Source organism: Azotobacter chroococcum, from assembly GCF_004339665.1.
Classification (GTDB): Bacteria; Pseudomonadota; Gammaproteobacteria; order Pseudomonadales; family Pseudomonadaceae; genus Azotobacter; species Azotobacter chroococcum.
The window spans coordinates 48,570-66,937 of sequence record NZ_SMMU01000010.1; the positions used below are offsets into that span (position 1 = coordinate 48,570).

Consider the following 18,368-nt stretch of genomic DNA (forward strand, 5'->3'; position numbering starts at 1 on the left):
CGACCACAGAGGAACTACGCCCCGCACCGACATCAGTCAATGCGGGGCATGCCCCATGAGAGGGTACGGACGTATCATCCCATGACAGGGGTATTGCGGCGGTGACTTCTATCAGCCCTTTACATAGCAGTCACTAACGCGCATAGCCTTGCGGATTCATCGATTGCCAACGCCAGGTGTCGGCCATCATGTCGGCGAGCCCTCTTTGCGCCTTCCAGCCCAACTCCCGCTCCGCCCTAGCGGGATCGGCCCAGCACACCGGGATATCTCCCGGCCGACGCGCAACGATGCGATAGGGGATGACGCAACCACTGGCCTGTTCGAAAGCCTGGATCATATCCAGCACGCTGTAGCCCTTGCCAGCACCGAGATTCCAAGCCCTCCAGCCGGCTTGGCAAGCGATCGCCTGCAACGCCTTCAAGTGTCCGCCTGCCAGGTCGACCACATGGATATAGTCGCGCACTCCCGTTCCGTCCTGAGTCGGATAATCCCCCCCGAACACGGCCAGTTCCTTGAGCTTGCCGATGGCAACCTGGCCGATATAGGGCAATAGATTGTTGGGAATACCGCGGGGATCCTCGCCGATCTTGCCGCTATGGTGCGCCCCTACCGGATTGAAGTAGCGCAGCACGGCAATGCTCCAGCGCGGATCGGAAGCCGCCAGATCGCGCAGAATCTCCTCGACCATCAGCTTCGAACGGCCATAGGGATTGGTCGGCGAGCCGGTCGGGCTGTCTTCGGAAAGCGGCATTTCGGCCGGCTCCCCATAGACGGTCGCGGAGGAGCTGAACACCAGACGAAAGACACCGGCGCGGCTCATGGCCTGGCACAGCCGCACGCTGCCAACCACGTTGTTTTCGTAGTATTCCAGCGGTTTGCGCACGCTTTCCCCGACGGCCTTGAGTCCGGCAAAATGCAGCACGGCAGTTATCTCGTGAGCGGCGAACAAGCCATCCAGCAAGCGGGCATCGTGAATATCCCCCTCGATGAATACAGGTGCCCTGCCACAGATGCCGGCCACCCGGACCAGGGACTCGGCCGAGCTGTTGCACAGGTTGTCCAGCACGACAACCTCGAAACCGGCCTCCAGCAAGGCCAGCACTGCATGCGAGCCGATATAGCCGGCACCGCCGGTTACCAAGATTTTATCCGCCAAGTTCGACCTGCCCTTCACAAACGAAGAGATAACAGCCAAAACCTCCAACCGAGCCAGCTTCCGATGCAGCAGCTCTAGTAGCCCACCATATACTTCTTGTGCAGGAACCTGCCATACCAGATCAGCCCCCTCAGCCAGCGCCCCTGCTGGAACATGAGCCGGTACATGAAGCGCGAATAAACGTAGATTTCCCTGGGCGTGAAGCCGTCGCCCAGGCATTCCCCGGCCCATGGCGAGAGGGCCTGATACTTGAGAAACAGCTCTTTCGACTGATGGGGATTCCAGCTACGCCAGGGCTTCATCGGGCCGATGAAGTGCACGAACTTCGTACTCGGCGGAACGTCCATCCCGATCTTGCCTTTTCTCAGCTTGCCGGTCAGGCCATACTGATGGTTCCAGACCCTGTCGATGAACTGCACCTTTCCATCGAGCACGATATTGAGAGCATCCTGGTCGGAATAGCGGAGATTCAGGGCTGGGTCGGCTATCTTCTCCAGCGCTCTCTCGGACACCCTCTCCGTTATCCATCGGGGGATATTGATATACAAAACGCCGGAGTTGAAATAATCGGTCAGTACCTGCCCTTTCCGAATCAACCCAACTCGCTTGGACTCGGAACCGGCATCGCGAATCACGGCGGCAATCGTGTCGCCGATATCCAGCCGCAACAGTCCGGAAATATCGCCAACGCATAGAATATCGGCATCGAGATACAGCACCCTGTCCGAGACATCCTTGAGCGCCTCGGGAATCAGAAGCCGGAGATAGGCGGCCTTTGAAATATAGGCCTGTCCCTTGCCGGCCCCCGGATCCTTGACATCCACCAGTTCATCGACAATATGCAAATGTACAGGTTTGCTGAAAAGGCCCTCCAATTGCTCGACCCGAGCACGGCTGACTGACGAAATCGCAGAGATAAACACATGGAAAACCAAGTCCAGTGCAAGATTGTTCTCGATGATCGAGGTAATGGTGACGCCCATTGGATGGAGATAGTTCTCGTCCACACCAAAAGCGACATGAAGAGCATTTATATTTTTCGTGGCGGTGTCGGACATGACTTCCCGTACCTCTGATTCACTCAAACGACCCGGACGGGATACCTTCAATGGCCGCAGGGCCGGGTCGCAGCCCTGCGCCGATTTGCCGGATCACGGGAAATTGTTTCATATATAGAATACTGTTGCCCCGGTGAGCTTCTGCCGGGAAGCTCCCTGACAGAGCATGGAAAGGTATCGATTCTTTTCAGACACGATGGAACAGCCCTCACGCCTGCATTCCGTACGCCACATCCTGCAAGCGCTCAGTACCGACATCCGGCCAGCATCCCGCCATCCGCTGCGCGGCACACATAATCCCCACCACCAGGCCAGCAACCCCGAGCAAGAAGCCACCGCTGCCCGGAAGTGATGGAGACTGAATCCCATCCCTCTCTCGAGCGGAGCCAGACTCGCCCGCAACCGCTCCTACATGAAGCACCACAACCTGCGCATACTAACAATCCGCAGATAGGACAGATACAAGAGCAGTTCTTTATCTTTCAGAGTATGCCATAACGAATCCTGGCCAGCAGATGCTCCAGAAACTGTCGGGACTTGAACCTGGGTTTGCGAACCACCTGCTCGATGTCGCTCGGATCCATGAGCCGCTGACGCGCCAGCGTGGGCTTCACCATGAGCCCCCGGACCTCCGGCAGCAGCACCTCAGAGTAGTACCAGTCGAGCGGCAGCCCCGACAGGGGCGCCTCGGCGAGAATCCGCTCGTAGAGCTCCGCCTTGACCATGTAGGCATGGGTCAGGCGCACGCGCGTCGCCGAAAACAGATTCGCGGCGACCCGCTTCCTGACACCGCCCTTCTTGAAGGTGCCGCCCAGATACAGCATGTCCCATTCCCGGCCCTGCAGTTGGGCCTCCACCCGCTTGAGCACGGCCAGGGCATAGGGCTCGAACTCGCAGTCGTCCTCCATGATCAGCACCGCCGGCCAGCCGTTGTCCCTGGCCCGGGCGATCACGCCGAGATGGCTGCGCATGCAGGCCCAGGTTCCCAGCAGCTTGCGCTCGAATCCGGAGCTTTCGCCATCGACGCGCAGCAGGAACTCCCGCAAGGCCACAGATGGCTGGTCGCTCTCCAGATTGTGCAGGGAAACCGCGGAGAACCGCTCGGCCTGCACGCCCATGTCACGTAAAGTCGCCTCCATGCGAGCCCAACGGTCCGGCCTGCTATCCAGATTGATGACGCAGGCAAAATCAAACGGCCAGCTCACTGTGTGATCCTCGATTAAGTCCGGTAAAACCCGGTCATGAAACGGAGCCGCCGAGTGGCTGCCCCGGGACCGCCTCCCCGCGCAGAAGACGGCCAAGCAGCTCGGTAGTCTGCTCCAGACCACGCACCCCATGGGTCAGGTGATATTCGGCGAATTCCCGTGCCTTTTCGAGGCAGGGAGGATAATGCTCTTCGATCCAGGCGACACGCTCCGTCAATACCGCAAGGGAGTCGATCCGGACGCCGAAGAAGCGCTCCTGGGCGAAGATATCCCGGTCGTCGCCGGCATTGACATAGATGACCGGCCGCCGCGCCAGCGCCGCCTCGACCACCGCGTTGGACATGATGTTGACCACCAGGCTGGCCCGACCGAGGGCTTCGGCCAGGCTGCAGCCGGCCGGCAGAACCTCGATGTGGGCGTGATGGCCGGCTGCCTCCTGCCAGAATGGCACCTGGCTGCGCGGATGGGCCTTGACCAGCACCCGATAGTGCGGATTGTCCGCGGCCCAGTCCCGCAGCAGCGCATAGGTGCGCCGGTAGCCGTCCTCCTTTTCCTTGTCGGGGCCGACCCCGAGGATCAGCAGGGTGCGCAGCGCCACCCCGGCCGGCGGCAGGTCGTAGGCGCGATCGACCATGTGCGAGCCGGACAGCACCGCCCGGGTGTCGCCGAAGCGCAGGGGCCGCTCGCGCAGCGCGTCCAGCGAACTCTGGCCGAACAGGAAGTAGTAGTCGTAGTCGGTCATGCCCAGGCGCCGCGAGCTTTCCAGGGTGGTGGCGTGGGCCAGGTGCACCAGCGGACGGCCGCGACGGTTGAGCGACAGGCGCAGGAAGGGGCTGCACAGGCTGCCGTTGCGGTCGTTGATCAGCAGGCGGGGGTCGTAGCGCTCGAGCAGCCACTCGGCGTAGGCGGCGTAGCCGAAATAGCGCAGCGGCACCGGCTGCGGCGGGCGCGCCAGCAGGTGCCCGGCGATGACCGCCTGTGGATCTTCCTGGGCGATCTCGGCCAGGTGATGGCCGGCACCGCGCAAGGCCGCGATCAGGTGCTTCTTGCGCTGCAGCGGAATCACCTTGGGCGCGCCCTGCAACAGCAGGAAATCGCAGGACTCGCTTTCACGGCTGGCTTTCGACAGGCCAAGATGCGCCCGTATGCCGAATATCAGGTCGAGCAGCGCCTCGCGGCCGAAACGCAGCGCAGCACCCGGCCAGGCATGGCGCTCGCGCAGCACCCGCCAGCGATAGCGATCCAGCATGCGGGCCTTGCGCGCCCAGGCGCCTTCGGCCGGCGGATCGATGCGAATGGGTTCGGCCATAAGATCAATCCAGCACGAAGGGGGCGGTCATCGGCAGTGCCCAGAAGCGCCGGGCCACCGCCTGGTCGGAGAAGCGCTCCTGCAGCCGTCGCTCCATGGCCTGCGCGCAGGCGGCGCGGGCGGCCTCGTCGAGGCCGGCGAGGCGCACCAGCCCTGCGGCCAGTGCCGCAGCATCGCCCAGCGGAAACAGCGTGCCGACACCCTCGACCACCTCCCGGCCGCCGCCGCAGTCGGTGGCGATCAGCGGCACGCCGGCGGCCATCGCCTCCAGCAGCACCATGCCGAAGGGTTCGTGGTCGGAGCTCAGGGCGAAGACGTCGAAGGCCCGGAAGTAGCGCCGGGCCTCGGGAATCTGGCCGAGAAAGCGCACCTGCCCGGCGATGCCCAGGCTGCCGGCCAGGGCCTTCAGCTCGGCCTCGAGCCGGCCGCTGCCGAGGATCGCCAGCAGGCTGCCCGCGGGCAGCTGCGGCAGCGCCTCGGCGAAGCCGCGCAGCAGGGTGGCCTGGTCCTTGTCCGGGTGCAGCCGGCCGACATTGCCGACGATCCAGGCATCCGCCGGCAGCCCGAGCGCCTGGCGGGCCGCCTGGCGATCCACCTGAGTGGCCTTGAGGGCCTGCACATCGATGCGGTTGTAGAGGGTCTCGATGCGCCCGGCCGGCCAGCCCGGCAGGCAGGCGCGCATGTCGTCGCGCACCGCATCCGATACGCCGAGCAGGCTCAGGCGCCGGCGAAAGCAGGCGGCGAACAGCCGCCGCGACAGCCGCCGGTAGTCGTCGAAGGCATGGTGCACGGCGATCACCGGCAGGTCGCTGGCCAACAGGGCGACGTAGGCCGGCTTGAAGCGGTGGGCGATGCACAGGCGGAAATCGCGCCCGTGCAGGATGCGCTTCAGCGCGCGGATGGCGGCGAGCTTGAGGCCGCGCACCTCCTGGCTGTCATAGCCGAGGAAGATCACCTCGTCGGAGGCGCTGCCCTGCTCCGCCTCGATGCTGGGCTCACCGGTCAGGTAGACGGTGGTGACCTGGTACGGCGTGCCGGCGAACAGCTGCGCGTACTGCCGGGCGCAGTCGAGGAAGGGACCGTCGTAGCCGTGGCAGAACTGCAGCACCCGAGGCCCTTCAGACCGCGTCATACCAGTCCATCCCGTCCTTGACCACCAGGATGTCCTGCATGATCAGGTAGCGCAGGTCCGAGCCGTAGAACATGTTCAGCGCATCGGTCGGCGAGCAGATCATCGGTTCGCCGCGGCGGTTCAGCGAAGTGTTCAGCGACACGCCGTTGCCGGTGAGGCTTTCCAGCTCCTTCATCAGGTCGTACCAGCGCGGGTTGAAGCGGCGCTCGAGCACCTGGGCGCGGGAGGTGCCGTCCTCGTGGACGACTTCCGGCACGCGGTCCTTCCACGCCTCGTTGACCTCGAAGGTGAAGGTCATGAACGGCGACGGGTGATCGACCTTGAGCATCTGCGGCGCCACGGTGTCGAGCATCGACGGGCAGAACGGCCGCCAGCGCTCGCGGAACTTGATCTGCTCGTTGATCCGGTCGGCGACGCCCGGCACGCTCGGGCAGCCGATGATCGAGCGCCCGCCGAGGGCGCGCGGGCCGAACTCCATGCGGCCCTGGAACCAGGCCACCGGATGGCCGTCGACCATGATCCTGGCGATGCGCCGCTCGACGTTGTCGATCTGTTTCCAGACCGGCTTCTGCGGGTGCCTGGCGCAGGCGGCGATGACGTCCTCATTGCTGTAGGACGGGCCGAGGTAGACGTGCTCCATCTTCTCCACCGGCACACCGCGCTGGTACGAGACATAGGCCGCGGCGCCGACCGCGGTGCCGGCATCGCCGGAGGCCGGCTGGACGAACAGCTCCTTGACCTCCGGGCGGGCGATGATCTTCTGGTTCAGCTTGACGTTCAGCGCGCAGCCGCCGGAGAAGGCGATCCGCCCGGTCTCGCGGATGATGTCGCCGAGGTAGTAGTCCATCATCTGCAGCGCCAGCTTCTCGAACAGCGCCTGCATGCTGGCGGCATAGTGGATGTAGGGTTCGTCGGCGACGTCGCCCTCGCGCCTGGGCCCCAGCCACTCGATCAGTTTGGGCGAGAAGTAGTAGCCCTTGCCCTTGTCCTTGTAGCGGCGGAAGCCGATGACGTTGGCGTAGTCGGTGTTGATGGTCAGCTCGCCGTTCTCGAATTTGGCCAGCCGCGAGAAGTCGTAGCGGGCAGCGTCGCCGTAGGGCGCCATGCCCATCACCTTGAACTCGCCGTCGAGCATCTCGAAACCGAGGTACTCGGTGATCGCGCCGTACAGGCCGCCGAGCGAATCCGGGTCGTAGAACTCCTTGATCTTGTGGATCTGGCCGTTCTCGCCCCAGCCGAAGAAGGTGGTGGCGTACTCGCCCTTGCCGTCGATGCCGAGGATCGCGGTCTTTTCCTGGAAGCCCGCGCAGTGGTAGGCGCTGGAGGCGTGGGCCAGGTGGTGCTCGACCGCCTCGATCCGGACCTTCTTCAGATCGAAGCCGAGCTGCTGCAGGCACCACTGGATGCGCGTGCGGTAGCGCTTGTAGCGGCGGTTGCCCATCAGGATGGCGTCCAGCGCCCGGTCCGGGGCGTACCAGTAGCGCCTGGCGTAGTGCCAGCGGGCCTTGTCGAACAGGCTGATCGGCGCAAAGGGGATGGCCACCACGTCGACGTCGGAAGGCTTGACCCCGGCCTGCTCGAGGCAGAATTTGGCCGACTCGTAGGGCATGCGGTTCTTCGCGTGCTTGTCGCGCACGAAGCGCTCTTCTTCGGCGGCCGCGACCAGCTTGCCGTCGATGTACAGGGCGGCGGAAGGATCGTGACTGAGGGCGCCGGAAAGGCCGAGAATCGTCAGTGCCACAGGGTCTAGCCTCTTTACTCTTCGGTGGTGCGGGCATCCGCTGCCCGCGGTAAGCGTTGGTCGAGCAGCCGGTGCAGCGCCGAGTCGGCCGGCCAGTTGCGCAGGAAGCGCGCGCGGTCCTCGGCGAAGGCGCGCTCGAAGCGGGCGGCGCCGTGATGCTGCTCCAGCGCATCCAGGTCGATCAGCAGCCAGTGGCCGTCCTGCCAGAGCAGGTTGTTACCCTTCAGGTCGCCATGGCTGATGCGCTCGCGCAGCAGGGCGGCGAACAGCCGCTCCAGCGCCAGCAGCTCCTCTTCCGGCGGAGCGCCGTCCAGATGCGGCTGAAAACGCGCGAGTATATCCTGCCCGTCGCAGTATTCGGTAATCAGGTAGGCGCGCCCGCGCAGGCCGCAGAAACGCCGCTCCAGCACCGCCAGCGGGCGCGGTGTGGGAATGCCGAGAAAGGCCAGGCGATTGCCTGCGACCCAGCTGTGCCAGCCGCGACTGGGGCGCCAGAAGCGCTTGAGCCAGTGGGCGAAACCCTTGATGTTGTAGCGCTTGACGACCAGGGTCCGGCCGCACAGCTCGACCCGCGCCACGGTGGCAGCCCCGCCGGTCTTGTAGATATGCCCCTGATCGATGAGCGCATCGGGGGCGGCCAGAAGCGGACGCAACAACGCCTCGCTGTCGCGTCGCTGCGCACGCAGCCCCATGGGCCCGTGCCGCACGCTGAACAGCGTACAGTCGCGGCCGACCTTGGCGAGAAAGTCACGCAGCCGCCAGCGGCGTACCCGGGCCACCTCCTTGAGCAGCGCCTCCAGCGGCAGGGCGTGCTCGCCGTTGGCCAGCAGGTAGTGCACCAGCAGTTCCTCGAGGAACTGCTCGAGCTCGACCGGGAACTGGGCGAAGAAGGCGCCGAGGTTCTCCAGCACCCGCTCGCGGGACAGCGGCTGGCCGGGCGTCTCCGCGTGCACCGCGCCGCCGTCGACCACATGCAGCTGCCCCGCGTGGCGCAGCAGGTTGTCCAGGTGCATGTCGGCCTGCCACAGTCCCCTGGCGTGCAGACCGGCGATCGCGGCCAAGGCCTCGCCGAGCACCGCCTGCTGGCCGTCCGACAGCAGCGGCTCGTGCTCGACGCGCTGCCAGGCATCGGCCAGGCTTTGCGCACCATCCAGATAGTCGAACAGCAGCCAGCCGCCTTCGCCCTCGATCAGACCGTCGGCCAGCAGCCGCGGGGTGGTCTGCTGCTGACCGGCGAGCAGGTGCACACCCTTCAGCTCGCGCTGGAAATGCCGTGCCGCCTTGTCGCCGACCAAGAGCTTGGCCAGCACCCGCTGCCCGCGCCACTCGCCGCGGCCGACGTAGCGCTGCCCCGGCAGCACGCGCAGCAGGCTGTCCAGACGCAGGCTGGCCGGCCCGGCGGCATCGGCCAGCTCGACGAGCAGCGGCAGCTCCGGCTGGCGGCCGGCCCTCTTCAACTGGCGCAGATTCATGCGCGACACTCCTTCTCGTGCTGTCGCCTCGACAGCCGTCCATGTCTGATGGGCGACGCGATGGCGACGCAGGCGCTCATTCGCGCCCCTCGAAATACTTGAGGATCTGCCGGATACGCACCTTGTCGCTGGCGTTCAGCCGGCTGCGCCGACGGTACTGCAGATAGAAACGCAGGCGCTGGGTGCGCGACAGCTTGTACTTGGCCACCTTGTCCAGGCAGGCGAGGTCCTTGACGATCCGCCAGCGCAGCCACTGGCCCCACCAGAAGCCGCCTACCGGGCAGTCGATGAAGAACAGCCGGCCCTCGCCGTCGACCAGCAGGTTGCGCCACTTCAGGTCGTTGTGGACGAAGTGATGGTCGTGCATGGTCCGGGTCGCCCGGGCCAGCTGGCGGCTGACGCCGTCCACCCAGCACGGGTCGCCCAGGCGCGGGTCGTCGTCCCTGGCCAGCCGGGCCAGATCCTTGGTGCCGGGCAGCTCGCGGGTGATCAGCGCGCCGCACAGGAAGGCCCCGCCGCTGCGCTCCAGCCCCCAGGCGGCCAGGGAGGCGGTCGGGATGCCCCACTTGGCGAAGCGCCTGAGGTTCTGCCATTCGGCCTTGACCCGCGGCCGCCCCAGATAGCGGCGCAGGCCCTTGCCCGCCGAGCGGTAGCGCTTGACGTAGTAGCGCTCGCCGGCGATCTCGACGCGGATCACGTCGGACAGCGGATCCCGGGAAACCCGCTCGCCGTCCAGGGCGAACACCGCCGCCAGGCTGGCGAAGGCCCGTGCCGCCGCGGAGTCCAGATCAGGGGACAGCTGCCAGGCGCTCATAGCGGATTGCCCTCCGCCGCCTTGCGCTGGAAGCGCGCCAGCAGGCGCCCGGCCTGGGCCTCCAGGCGGGCGAGCAGACGAGCCTCCTCGCGCAGTATCTGGCGCAGCGGCTGGCAGAAGTAGCCGCGCAGGAAGCGCAGCTTGTCACGGCGGGTCAGGCCGATGTCCAGCGCCGAGAAATACAGCGCGGCCAGGTCCTTGTCGCGCCAGCGCCGCGGCGTGCGCGCGCGAGTCTGCGCGCGGTGCAGGTCGATCAGCGACAGCCTGAGGCTGTTGGCCTCCACCGGCCGGTCGGTGTGCAGCAGGAAATGGCAGATATAGCAGTCGCGGTGATTGACCCCGGCACCGTGCATGCCGGCGGTCAGTCGCGCCACCTCGGCGATCAGCGCGCGCTTCAGGCGCGGCGCCGGCGGCCGGCTCGGCCAGTCGAGGCAGAAATCCTCGAGGCTGACGGTCGGCGCCAGTTCCTCGGTGATCAGGAAGGAGTGCTGGCGCGCCGGGTTGCCGCCGCGCTCGCCGAAGGCCACCGGCGTCATGGTCGGCACCCCCGCCTCGGTCAGACGCCTGAGCGCCCGCCACTCCTGGGCGGCGCCGAGCACCGGTGCCCTGGCGGTCAGCAGGTTCTTGAGGATCTCGGCCCAGCCGATGCCGCGGTGGATCTTGACGAAGTAGCCGCACCCGGCCACCTCGACGCGCAGGGTGCGGCGAGCCTCCAGCTCGCGGTAGACCTGGCCCTGCAGGCGCTCGACCTCGGCGAAGGCATCGCGCCCGGCCCAGAGGGACTTGAAGGGTTCGGAGAGAATCAACTGCATGGACATACATCCCTGTAGGAGCCAGCGTGCTGGCGATCTGCTGCGAACCACGATATCGCAGGCACGCGGGCGCCTGCACCCGGCGAGGCGTTCACTCGCCCTGCTCCGCCAGGATCAGGTCGGCGGCCCGCTGCGGCATGGAATAGAGGTCGGCGGTTTCGGCGTAGGCCAGGCCGTTGCGCCGGCAGAGCGCGCGGCGGTCGTCGGCTTCGAGCAGATCGGCGAGCGTCCGGTTCAGGCGCTCCTGGTCGAACGGGCTGGGCAGCACCTGTCCGCAACCGGCCTCGGCGATGTAGTGAGCATAGCCACAGACGTCGGTGACCAGCACCGGCAGCCCGGCGACCAGCGCCTCGAGCAGCACGGTGCCGGTGTTCTCGTTGTAGGCCGGATGGATCAGCAGGTCGGCGCCGAGCAGAAAGCGCGGAATGTCGCTGCGCCCGCTGAGGATCTCGACCCTCTCCGACAGGCCGAGCGCCTTGACCTGCAACTGGAAGGGCCGCGGGTCGTCCTGACCGATGGCGATCAGCCGGGTGCGCTGCTTCAGCGCGGCGGGCAGCGCGGCGAGCGCCTTGAGGCTGCGGTCCAGACCCTTGGTCTTGAAGCCGGAGCCGATCTGCACCAGCAGCAGATCGTCGTCGGCCAGGGCGAACTCGCGGCGGAAGTCGGCGCGGATCTCGCCGGCGTTGGCCGGCGCGCGGCGGTCGGCGGAGATCCCCGGCGGCAACAGGTGGAAGCGCTCCGCCGGGGTGCCGTAGTGCTTGACGAACAGCGGCTGCTGCACCTCGGAGATCATCAGGATCTGCGTCTTCGACTGCGGCGCGAACACCGCGCGCTCGTAGTCGGCGAAATGCCGGTAGCGCCCCCACAGGCGATAGAGCGGGTTGCGCAGGGTCTGCGCCTTGTCTTCGTAGCAGGGATCGGCGGCGTAGTAGACATCCAGTCCGGGCATCTTGTTGAAGCCGATCACCCGGTCCACCGGGCGGCGCGCCAGATCGGCCTGCACCCAGGCGGTGAAGCGCTCGTTGCGGGCATGGTTGAACAGCGCCTTGACCGGCGCGATCAGCACCTCGAAGCCGGGCGGAATCTCGCCCTCCCAGAACATGCTGTAGACGCGGATGGCGTGCCCGCGCCGCTGGCACTCCAGGGCGATGCGCATGAAATCGCGCTGCAGCCCGCCGAAGGGAAAGTACTTGTAGAGGATGAAGGCCAGCTGCATCAGGAGGTCCTGTCGGCAAAAGCATGGATCGGCGCCGGGCGCGCCGGCGCGACGGCAAGGGCCGGCACGATCAGCATCGGCACGCCGCCTCGTTCAGCAGCGCCTGCAGCTCGCCGGCCACCCGCGGCGGGGCGAGGCGGCTGAAGCACACCGGCTGCTCGCGACTCAGATCCAGCCGGCGGCGGTCCTCCTCGGTCGGCCGATAGCCGCAGGTCTTCTGCAGGCAGGGCACGCAGGCCGGATAGTCGCTGGTCAGATGGCGCTGGTGACGGCCATAGGCGCCGGTCAGGCGCGGGTCGGTCGGGCCGTAGAGGGAGACGGTCGGCACGTCCAGCGCCGCCGCCAGGTGGCCGAGGCCGGTGTCCACCGCCACGCAGGCGCTGGCCCCGGCGAGAATCCCGGCGATGCCGGCAAGGTTGGTCCTGGGCAGCACCTCGACCGCCGTCAGCCCCTCGGCGATACGCTCGGCACGCGCCTGCTCCGCCGCGCTGCCCCAGGGCAGGCGCACCGCCCAGCCCTCGCCGGCCATGCGCTCGGCCAGCTCGCGCCAGTAGCTTTCCGGCCAGTGCTTGCTGTCCCAGGTGGTGCCATGCAGGAACAGCAGGTAGGGCGCGGCCGCCGGTGCAGCCAGCCGCTTGCGGTCCAGGCCGTAGTCGCCGACCGTCGCCGGCAGGGCATAGCCCAGCGCCTGGGCGAACAGCTGGCGCACCCGCTCCACCGCGTGCTGGCCCCAGGGCACAGGATGGCGGCGCCCATAGAAGAGACTGGCCAGCGGCTCGCGCGCCGAGCGGCGATCCAGCCCGGCCACCGGCGCGCCGCCGAAGCGGGTCAGCCAGGCGCTTTTCAGGAGGCCCTGGGCGTCGATCACCAGATCGTAGTCGTCCCCCAGGCTCTGCCGGAAGCGCCGCCACTCGCCGCGGGTCGTCGCCTGCCAGAGGCTGCGGCGCCAGCGGCGGATGGCCACCGGGATCACCCGCTCCACTGCCGGGTGCCAGGCGGGAATCTCGGCGAAGCCCTCCTCCACCACCCAGTCGAAGCGAATGCCGGGCAGCGCCCGCGCCGCGTCGGTCAGCGCCGGCAGGGTATGGATGACGTCGCCCAGCGAGGAAGTCTTGATCAGCAGTACGCGCACTCAGTGCTCCTGCGGCTGCGGGTCGGGCAGAGGATCGCCGGCGAGGTGCTGCAGGGCGTCCAGCACCCCTTGCGGTGCCAGCTCGCGCAGGCAGTTGTAGTGGCCGAAGCGGCAGGTGCGCTCGAAGCAGGGACTGCAGTCCAGGCCCAGGCGGACGATTTCCACCTGCTCGGCCAGGGGCGGGGTGAACTGCGGCGAGGTGGAGCCGTACACCGCCACCAGCGGACGGCCCAATGCGGCGGCCACGTGCATCAGCCCCGAGTCGTTGGACACCACGGCATCGGCGCAGGACAACAGGTCGAGCGCCTCGGCCAGGCTGGTTTCCCCGGCCAGATTGGCCGTCGCCTCGCGCAGCGAAGGCGCCAGGGCGGCGCGGATCGCCTCGCCGACCGGATGGTCGTTCTTCGAGCCGAACAGCCAGACCTGCCAGCCGGCGCGCAGCTTGGCCTCGGCCACGGCGGCGTAGTGCTCGGCCGGCCAGCGCTTGGCCTCGCCGAACTCGGCGCCGGGACAGAGCGCCAGCAGCGGCCGGCCGAGCCTCAGGCCGAACTTCTGCAACGCCGCCGCACGGCTCTGCGGCTCGATGCGCAGGGCCGGCCGTGGATAGGGTTGCGGCAGTTCGGCACCGGGCTCGAAGGCGAGCGCCATGAAGCGCTCGATCATCAGCGGGTAGCGCGCCTTGTCCAGCCGGCGGATGTCGTTGAGCAGGACGTAACGCATCTCGCCGCGCCAGCCGGTGCGCTCGGGGATGCCGGCGAAGAACGGCACCAGCGCCGACTTCAGCGAGTTGGGCAACAGGATCGCCTGGTCGTACTGCCCGGCCAGGGACTTGCCGATGCGGCGGCGGCCGGCGAGGTCGAGCACACCATGGCCGAACGGAAAGCTCAGCGCGCGGCGCACCTCGGGCATGCGTTCGAGGATCGGCCGGCTCCACTCAGGCGCCAACACGTCGATTTCGCAGTCGGGATGGCGCTGCTTCAGGCAGACGAACAGGGTCTGCGCCATCACCATGTCGCCGACCCAGCTGGGACCGATGATCAGGATATTCATAAACTGGAAGCCAGAAGCGGAAAGATCCGTAGGGTGGGTTAGCCGCGACAGCGGCGTAACCCACCGTCGATGTCCGCAGAACTACTCATTGGCCGGCCCCCTGGGCCGGATGGTGGGTTAGGGTCTTCGACCCAACCCACCCTACGCCTGCAGCCTGCCGCCGGTTACTTGACCAGGGTACGCCACTCGGGATGGGCATCGGTCTTGCCGGTGACCAGATCGAAGTAGGCGCGCTGCAGCTTCTCGGTGAGTGGGCCGCGGCGGCCGATGCCGATCTGCCGGCCGTCCACTTCGCGGATCGGCGTGACTTCGGCGGCGGTGCCGGTGAAGAAGGCCTCGTCGGCGATGTACACCTCGTCGCGGGTGATGCGCTTCTCGACGATCTCGACGCCCATCTCGCGGGCCAGGGTCAGCACCGTGTTGCGGGTAATGCCGTTCAGGCAGGCGGTGACTTCGGGGGTGTAGATCACGCCGTCCTTGACGATGAAGATGTTCTCCCCCGAACCCTCGGCCACGTAGCCTTCCGGATCGAGCAGCAGGGCCTCGTCGGCGCCGCCGGAGATCGCCTCCTGCAGGGCCAGCATGGAGTTGACGTAGGCGCCGCTGGACTTGGCGCGGGTCATGGTGATGTTCACGTGATGGCGGGTGAAGGAACTGGTGCGGATCTTGATGCCCTGCTCCAGCGCGTCCTCGCCCATGTAGGCGCCCCAGTGCCAGGCGGCGACGATGACGCGGACCTTCAGACCGCTGGCGCGCAGGCCCATGCCTTCCGAGCCGTAGAAGGCCAGCGGGCGGATGTAGGCGCTGTCCAGCTTGTTCTCGCGCACTGCGGCGCGGGTCGCCTCGTTGATCTCGTCCCTGGTGAAGGGAATCTTCATGCCCATGATGTGCGCCGAGTCGAACAGGCGGTCGGTGTGCGCCTGCAGACGGAAGATCGCCGTGCCCTGCGGGGTGTTGTAGGCACGCACGCCCTCGAACACGCCCATCCCGTAGTGCAGGCTGTGGGTCAGCACATGGGTGGTCGCGTCGCGCCACTGCACCAGTTCGCCGTCGTACCAGATCACACCATCACGGTCGGCCATCGACATAATTAGCCTGCTCCTCAAGAGAATACGCTACGTAATACACACCAGACCGGGCGGCGCCCCGCGCCACCCCTATATTCGGCAGGCCCCCGCAGGCGCCCCGCTCAGCTCAATCCCAGCTCCCGCCAGATCCGCATCACCGCTCGACGTTCGTCCTGGAACTGATCGCCGCCCACCACGCCCGGCTGCTTCTGCAGGGCCAGTCGGTGGGCGGCGGCGCGATAGGCCTTGTAGGCCTCCTGCAGCAGGCGAACCTCGTCGCAGGGCAGCAGGCCGGCCTGCGCGAGGCCGTCCAGAATCCGGATGTTGTCGGTGTAGCGCAACAGCTCGGGATGCTGGTGCGACCAGGCGAGGGCCGCATATTGCACCATAAATTCGATATCGACGATACCGCCGGCATCCTGCTTGAGATTGAAGGGGACCACCGCCTCGAAGGCGTTTTCCGCCGTGCCGGCGGCCGTGCTCGAGGTGCCGAGGTTGGCGCGCATCTTCGCGCGCATCTCGCCGACCTCGCGGCGCAGGTTGTCCAGCTCGCGCGGACGGGCCAGCACCTGGGCGCGCACCTGCGCGAAGGCGGCGGCCAGCCGCGGGCTGCCGACCAGCACCCGGGCGCGCACCAGCGCCTGATGCTCCCAGGTCCAGGCCTCATGCTCCTGGTAGCGCTGGAAGGCGCCGAGCGAACTGACCAGAAGCCCTGCGTTGCCGCTCGGGCGCAGGCGCATGTCCACCTCGTAGAGCTGCCCGGACGGCGTCTGCGCGGTGAGCAGGTGGACGATGCGCTGGCCCAGGCGGGTGAAGAACTGCGCGCCGTCGATCGGCTTGGCGCCGTCGGTCTCGGCCTGCGGGTCGCCGTCGTGGATGAACACCAGGTCCAGGTCCGAGCCGTGGCCCAGTTCGATGCCGCCGACCTTGCCGTAGCCGACGATGATGAAATCCAGGTCGCAAGGGCTGCCGTCGCAGCGCCTGGGGTTGCCATGGCGGGCGACCATCTGCCGCCAGGCGAGCGTGAGCACCTGGTCGAGGATCGCCTCGGCCAGCCAGGTCAGGTAGTCGCTGACCTTCATCAAGGGCAGGGTGCCGGCGATCTCCGAGGCGGCGACGCGCAACCGGTGGGCCAGCTTGAAGTGGCGCAGCGCCTCCATCTGCTGCTCCAGGTCGTCCTCGGGAATGCGCAAGAGCAGCGCGTTCAGCTCGGCCGCCAGCTCTGCCTCCTGCGGCGGGCTGTACAGGCGCTCCTCGTTGAGCAGTTGGTCGAGCAGCAGCGGGAAGCGGGTGATCTGCTCGGCGACCCACGGGCTGGCGGCGCAGAGGGCGAGCAGGCGCTGCAGGGCGCCGGGGTTTTCGGTGAGCAGCACCAGATAGGCGGAGCGCCGCGCCACCGCCTCGACCAGCGGCAGCACCCGCTCCAGCACCAGATCGGGGTCATCCTGCTCCACCGCCAGGGCCAGCAGCTGCGGGATGAAGGCATCGAGGCGCTCGCGGCCGAGGCGCTGCATGCTGCGCACCTGAGTGCCGCCGCGCAGCGCCGCGAGGCGCTGGCAGACCTGTTGCGGATCGGCGAAGCCGGCCTCGGACAACTGCCGGCAGGCCGACGCCTCGTCCCCGGCGCTCTCCCACAACGGCAGCCACTGGGTGTCGACCGGCCGCTCCTCGGGCGCCTCGTCCTCGCCGGGCGCGGCGATCACCTGGCGGAAGTGCCAGTCGACCCGCTCGCGCCAGTGCGCTAGCCGCTCGAGGAACGCCTCCCAGTCGGCGCAGCCGAGCATGCAGGCGACCCGCGCCCGGTCGAGCTCGTTGTCGGGGAGCATCTGCGTCTGGCGGTCGGCGATGGCCTGCAGGGCGTGCTCGGTATAGCGCAGGAACTCGTAGCCCTCGCGCAGCTCGGCCACCACCGCCGGCGGCAGGTAGCCCTGTCCCTGGAGGGTCGCCAGCACCTTCAGCAGCGGCCGCTGCTGCAGGCTGCGGTCGCGGCCGCCATGGATCAGCTGGAACACCTGGGCGACGAACTCCACCTCGCGGATGCCGCCGGCGCCCAGCTTGACGTTGTCCGCCATGCCCTTGCGGCGCACTTCCTGGCGGATCAGTTGCTTCATGTCGCGCAGCGCCTCGATGGCGGAGAAGTCCAGGTAACGCCGGTAGACGAACGGCCGCAGCATCTCCAGCAACTGGCGCCCGGCCTCGCGGTCGCCGCCGACCACTCGCGCCTTGATCATCGCGTAGCGCTCCCAGTCGCGTCCCTGATCCTGGTAGTACTGCTCCATGGCGTTGAAGCTGTAGACCAGCGGTCCGCTGGAGCCGTAGGGGCGCAGGCGCATGTCGACGCGGAAGGCCTGGCCGTCCACGGTGATGGCATCCAGCGCCTTGATCAGCTTCTGGCCGAGACGGACGAAGAACTCCTGGTTGTCCAGGCTGCGCCGCTCTCCTTCCGTCTCGCCGCCCTCGGGGTAGGCGAAGATCAGGTCGATGTCCGAGGACAGGTTCAGCTCGCCGGCGCCCAGTTTGCCCATGCCGAGCACCACCAGCTGCTGCGGCAGCCGGGAGCGGCGCCCGAGCGGCGTGCCGAACTGCGCGCAGAGCCGCACGTGCAGCCACTGACAGGCCAGGTCGATGCAGGCGTCGGCGAGCTCGGAGAGGTCGCGGCAGGTCTCGATCAGATCCGCCTGGCGGCTGATGTCGCGCCAGACGATGCGCAGCTGCTGGCGGTTGCGGAAGCGCCGCAGCCGCCGGCCCAGCTCCTCCTCGTCTCCGCACTCGGCAAGCAGCGCGGCGAGCTGCCCGCGCAGCTCGTCCGGCGCCAGGGAGCGCTCGAGGGTGCCGCCGTCGGCCAGTTGCAGGAGCATCGCCGGATCGCGCAGCGCCTGCCCGGCGACGAACTCGCTGTTCGCGCAGACCCGCGCGAAGGCCGCGCGCCGCGCCGGCGGCCACTCGGCAAAAGGCGTCGCCGGGCCGTCGCCGAGCGCACCGGCGGCCGGCTCGAACGCCGCCAGGGCGCGGTCGGCCAGGGTTTCCAGCGAAGGGGGAAGGGCGACTAGCGTAGGTAGGCTCATGCTTGTTTCCTGTCTCGACCGGGCCTGTCCGCAAGCGGCTCGAGTCCCGGCCCGCGGGGTAATTTTACAAAAATCCTTGGGAGGGGGCTGAAAGCGCCATTGTTTTGTAGTAAAACTACAAGACAGTCGGATCACCCGC

14 protein-coding genes are annotated in these 18,368 nt (G+C 67.5%); all 14 read right to left on the reverse strand.

Annotated elements, in window-relative coordinates; genetic code table 11:
* Positions 1-133: 133 nt before the first annotated feature.
* Positions 134-1,156, reverse strand: a complete 1,023-nt coding sequence (gene galE, locus EV691_RS10725) for a UDP-glucose 4-epimerase GalE (RefSeq protein ID WP_242672457.1) — start codon at positions 1,154-1,156, stop codon at positions 134-136.
* 74 nt (positions 1,157-1,230) lie between these two features.
* Positions 1,231-2,214, reverse strand: coding sequence for a glycosyltransferase family 8 protein (locus EV691_RS10730; RefSeq protein ID WP_131296809.1), 984 nt, complete (start codon positions 2,212-2,214; stop codon positions 1,231-1,233).
* A gap of 482 nt (positions 2,215-2,696) precedes the next feature.
* Positions 2,697-3,353, reverse strand: a complete 657-nt coding sequence (locus EV691_RS10735) for a glycosyltransferase family 25 protein (RefSeq protein ID WP_131296807.1) — start codon at positions 3,351-3,353, stop codon at positions 2,697-2,699.
* A 100-nt stretch (positions 3,354-3,453) separates the two neighbouring features.
* The gene (locus EV691_RS10740; protein WP_131296805.1) at positions 3,454-4,728 is read right to left on the reverse strand and encodes a polysialyltransferase family glycosyltransferase; all 1,275 of its coding nucleotides are present in this window, start codon (positions 4,726-4,728) and stop codon (positions 3,454-3,456) included.
* Between the two features lie 4 nt (positions 4,729-4,732).
* Complete coding sequence (locus EV691_RS10745) at positions 4,733-5,860, reverse strand: glycosyltransferase (RefSeq protein ID WP_131296803.1); 1,128 nt, start codon at positions 5,858-5,860, stop codon at positions 4,733-4,735.
* On the reverse strand, positions 5,847-7,601 hold the full coding sequence (locus EV691_RS10750; protein WP_131296801.1) for a carbamoyltransferase family protein: 1,755 nt from the start codon (positions 7,599-7,601) through the stop codon (positions 5,847-5,849). Before EV691_RS10750 ends, EV691_RS10745 begins: the two co-directional genes overlap by 14 nt.
* A 14-nt stretch (positions 7,602-7,615) precedes the next feature.
* Complete coding sequence (locus EV691_RS10755; protein WP_131296799.1) at positions 7,616-9,073, reverse strand: lipopolysaccharide kinase InaA family protein; 1,458 nt, start codon at positions 9,071-9,073, stop codon at positions 7,616-7,618.
* 76 nt (positions 9,074-9,149) lie between these two features.
* Entirely contained in the window at positions 9,150-9,887 is a 738-nt protein-coding gene (locus EV691_RS10760) for a lipopolysaccharide kinase InaA family protein (protein ID WP_131296798.1), read from the reverse strand.
* Positions 9,884-10,699 (reverse strand): lipopolysaccharide core heptose(I) kinase RfaP, encoded by an 816-nt coding sequence (rfaP, locus tag EV691_RS10765; protein ID WP_131296796.1) that lies wholly within the window; start codon positions 10,697-10,699, stop codon positions 9,884-9,886. The genes EV691_RS10760 and rfaP overlap by 4 nt, the downstream gene beginning before the upstream one ends.
* 91 nt (positions 10,700-10,790) lie before the next feature.
* Positions 10,791-11,915: a glycosyltransferase family 4 protein gene (locus EV691_RS10770; protein ID WP_131296794.1), complete on the reverse strand. Its 1,125-nt coding sequence runs from the start codon at positions 11,913-11,915 to the stop codon at positions 10,791-10,793.
* A 70-nt stretch (positions 11,916-11,985) separates the two neighbouring features.
* Positions 11,986-13,047, reverse strand: coding sequence for a lipopolysaccharide heptosyltransferase I (waaC, locus tag EV691_RS10775; RefSeq protein WP_131296792.1), 1,062 nt, complete (start codon positions 13,045-13,047; stop codon positions 11,986-11,988).
* Positions 13,048-14,097: a lipopolysaccharide heptosyltransferase II gene (gene waaF / locus EV691_RS10780; RefSeq protein WP_131296790.1), complete on the reverse strand. Its 1,050-nt coding sequence runs from the start codon at positions 14,095-14,097 to the stop codon at positions 13,048-13,050.
* 164 nt (positions 14,098-14,261) lie between these two features.
* Complete coding sequence (locus EV691_RS10785; protein ID WP_039801907.1) at positions 14,262-15,185, reverse strand: branched-chain amino acid transaminase; 924 nt, start codon at positions 15,183-15,185, stop codon at positions 14,262-14,264.
* Positions 15,186-15,286: 101 nt separating this feature from the next.
* Entirely contained in the window at positions 15,287-18,229 is a 2,943-nt protein-coding gene (gene glnE, locus EV691_RS10790) for a bifunctional [glutamate--ammonia ligase]-adenylyl-L-tyrosine phosphorylase/[glutamate--ammonia-ligase] adenylyltransferase (RefSeq protein ID WP_131296788.1), read from the reverse strand.
* Positions 18,230-18,368 lie beyond the last annotated feature (139 nt).

Excerpts from the sequence above, each read along its gene's own strand:
- EV691_RS10730 (WP_131296809.1), bottom strand. The coding sequence starts at position 2,214 with ATGTCCGACACCGCCACGAAAAATATAAATGCTCTTCATGTCGCTTTT.
- EV691_RS10745 (WP_131296803.1), bottom strand. The coding sequence starts at position 5,860 with ATGACGCGGTCTGAAGGGCCTCGGGTGCTGCAGTTCTGCCACGGCTAC.
- EV691_RS10770 (WP_131296794.1), bottom strand. The coding sequence starts at position 11,915 with ATGCAGCTGGCCTTCATCCTCTACAAGTACTTTCCCTTCGGCGGGCTG.
- glnE (WP_131296788.1), bottom strand. The coding sequence starts at position 18,229 with ATGAGCCTACCTACGCTAGTCGCCCTTCCCCCTTCGCTGGAAACCCTG.
- EV691_RS10785 (WP_039801907.1), bottom strand. The coding sequence starts at position 15,185 with ATGTCGATGGCCGACCGTGATGGTGTGATCTGGTACGACGGCGAACTG.
- EV691_RS10760 (WP_131296798.1), bottom strand. The coding sequence starts at position 9,887 with ATGAGCGCCTGGCAGCTGTCCCCTGATCTGGACTCCGCGGCGGCACGG.
- EV691_RS10755 (WP_131296799.1), bottom strand. The coding sequence starts at position 9,073 with ATGAATCTGCGCCAGTTGAAGAGGGCCGGCCGCCAGCCGGAGCTGCCG.
- waaF (WP_131296790.1), bottom strand. The coding sequence starts at position 14,097 with ATGAATATCCTGATCATCGGTCCCAGCTGGGTCGGCGACATGGTGATG.
- EV691_RS10740 (WP_131296805.1), bottom strand. The coding sequence starts at position 4,728 with ATGGCCGAACCCATTCGCATCGATCCGCCGGCCGAAGGCGCCTGGGCG.
- rfaP (WP_131296796.1), bottom strand. The coding sequence starts at position 10,699 with ATGCAGTTGATTCTCTCCGAACCCTTCAAGTCCCTCTGGGCCGGGCGC.
- EV691_RS10735 (WP_131296807.1), bottom strand. The coding sequence starts at position 3,353 with ATGGAGGCGACTTTACGTGACATGGGCGTGCAGGCCGAGCGGTTCTCC.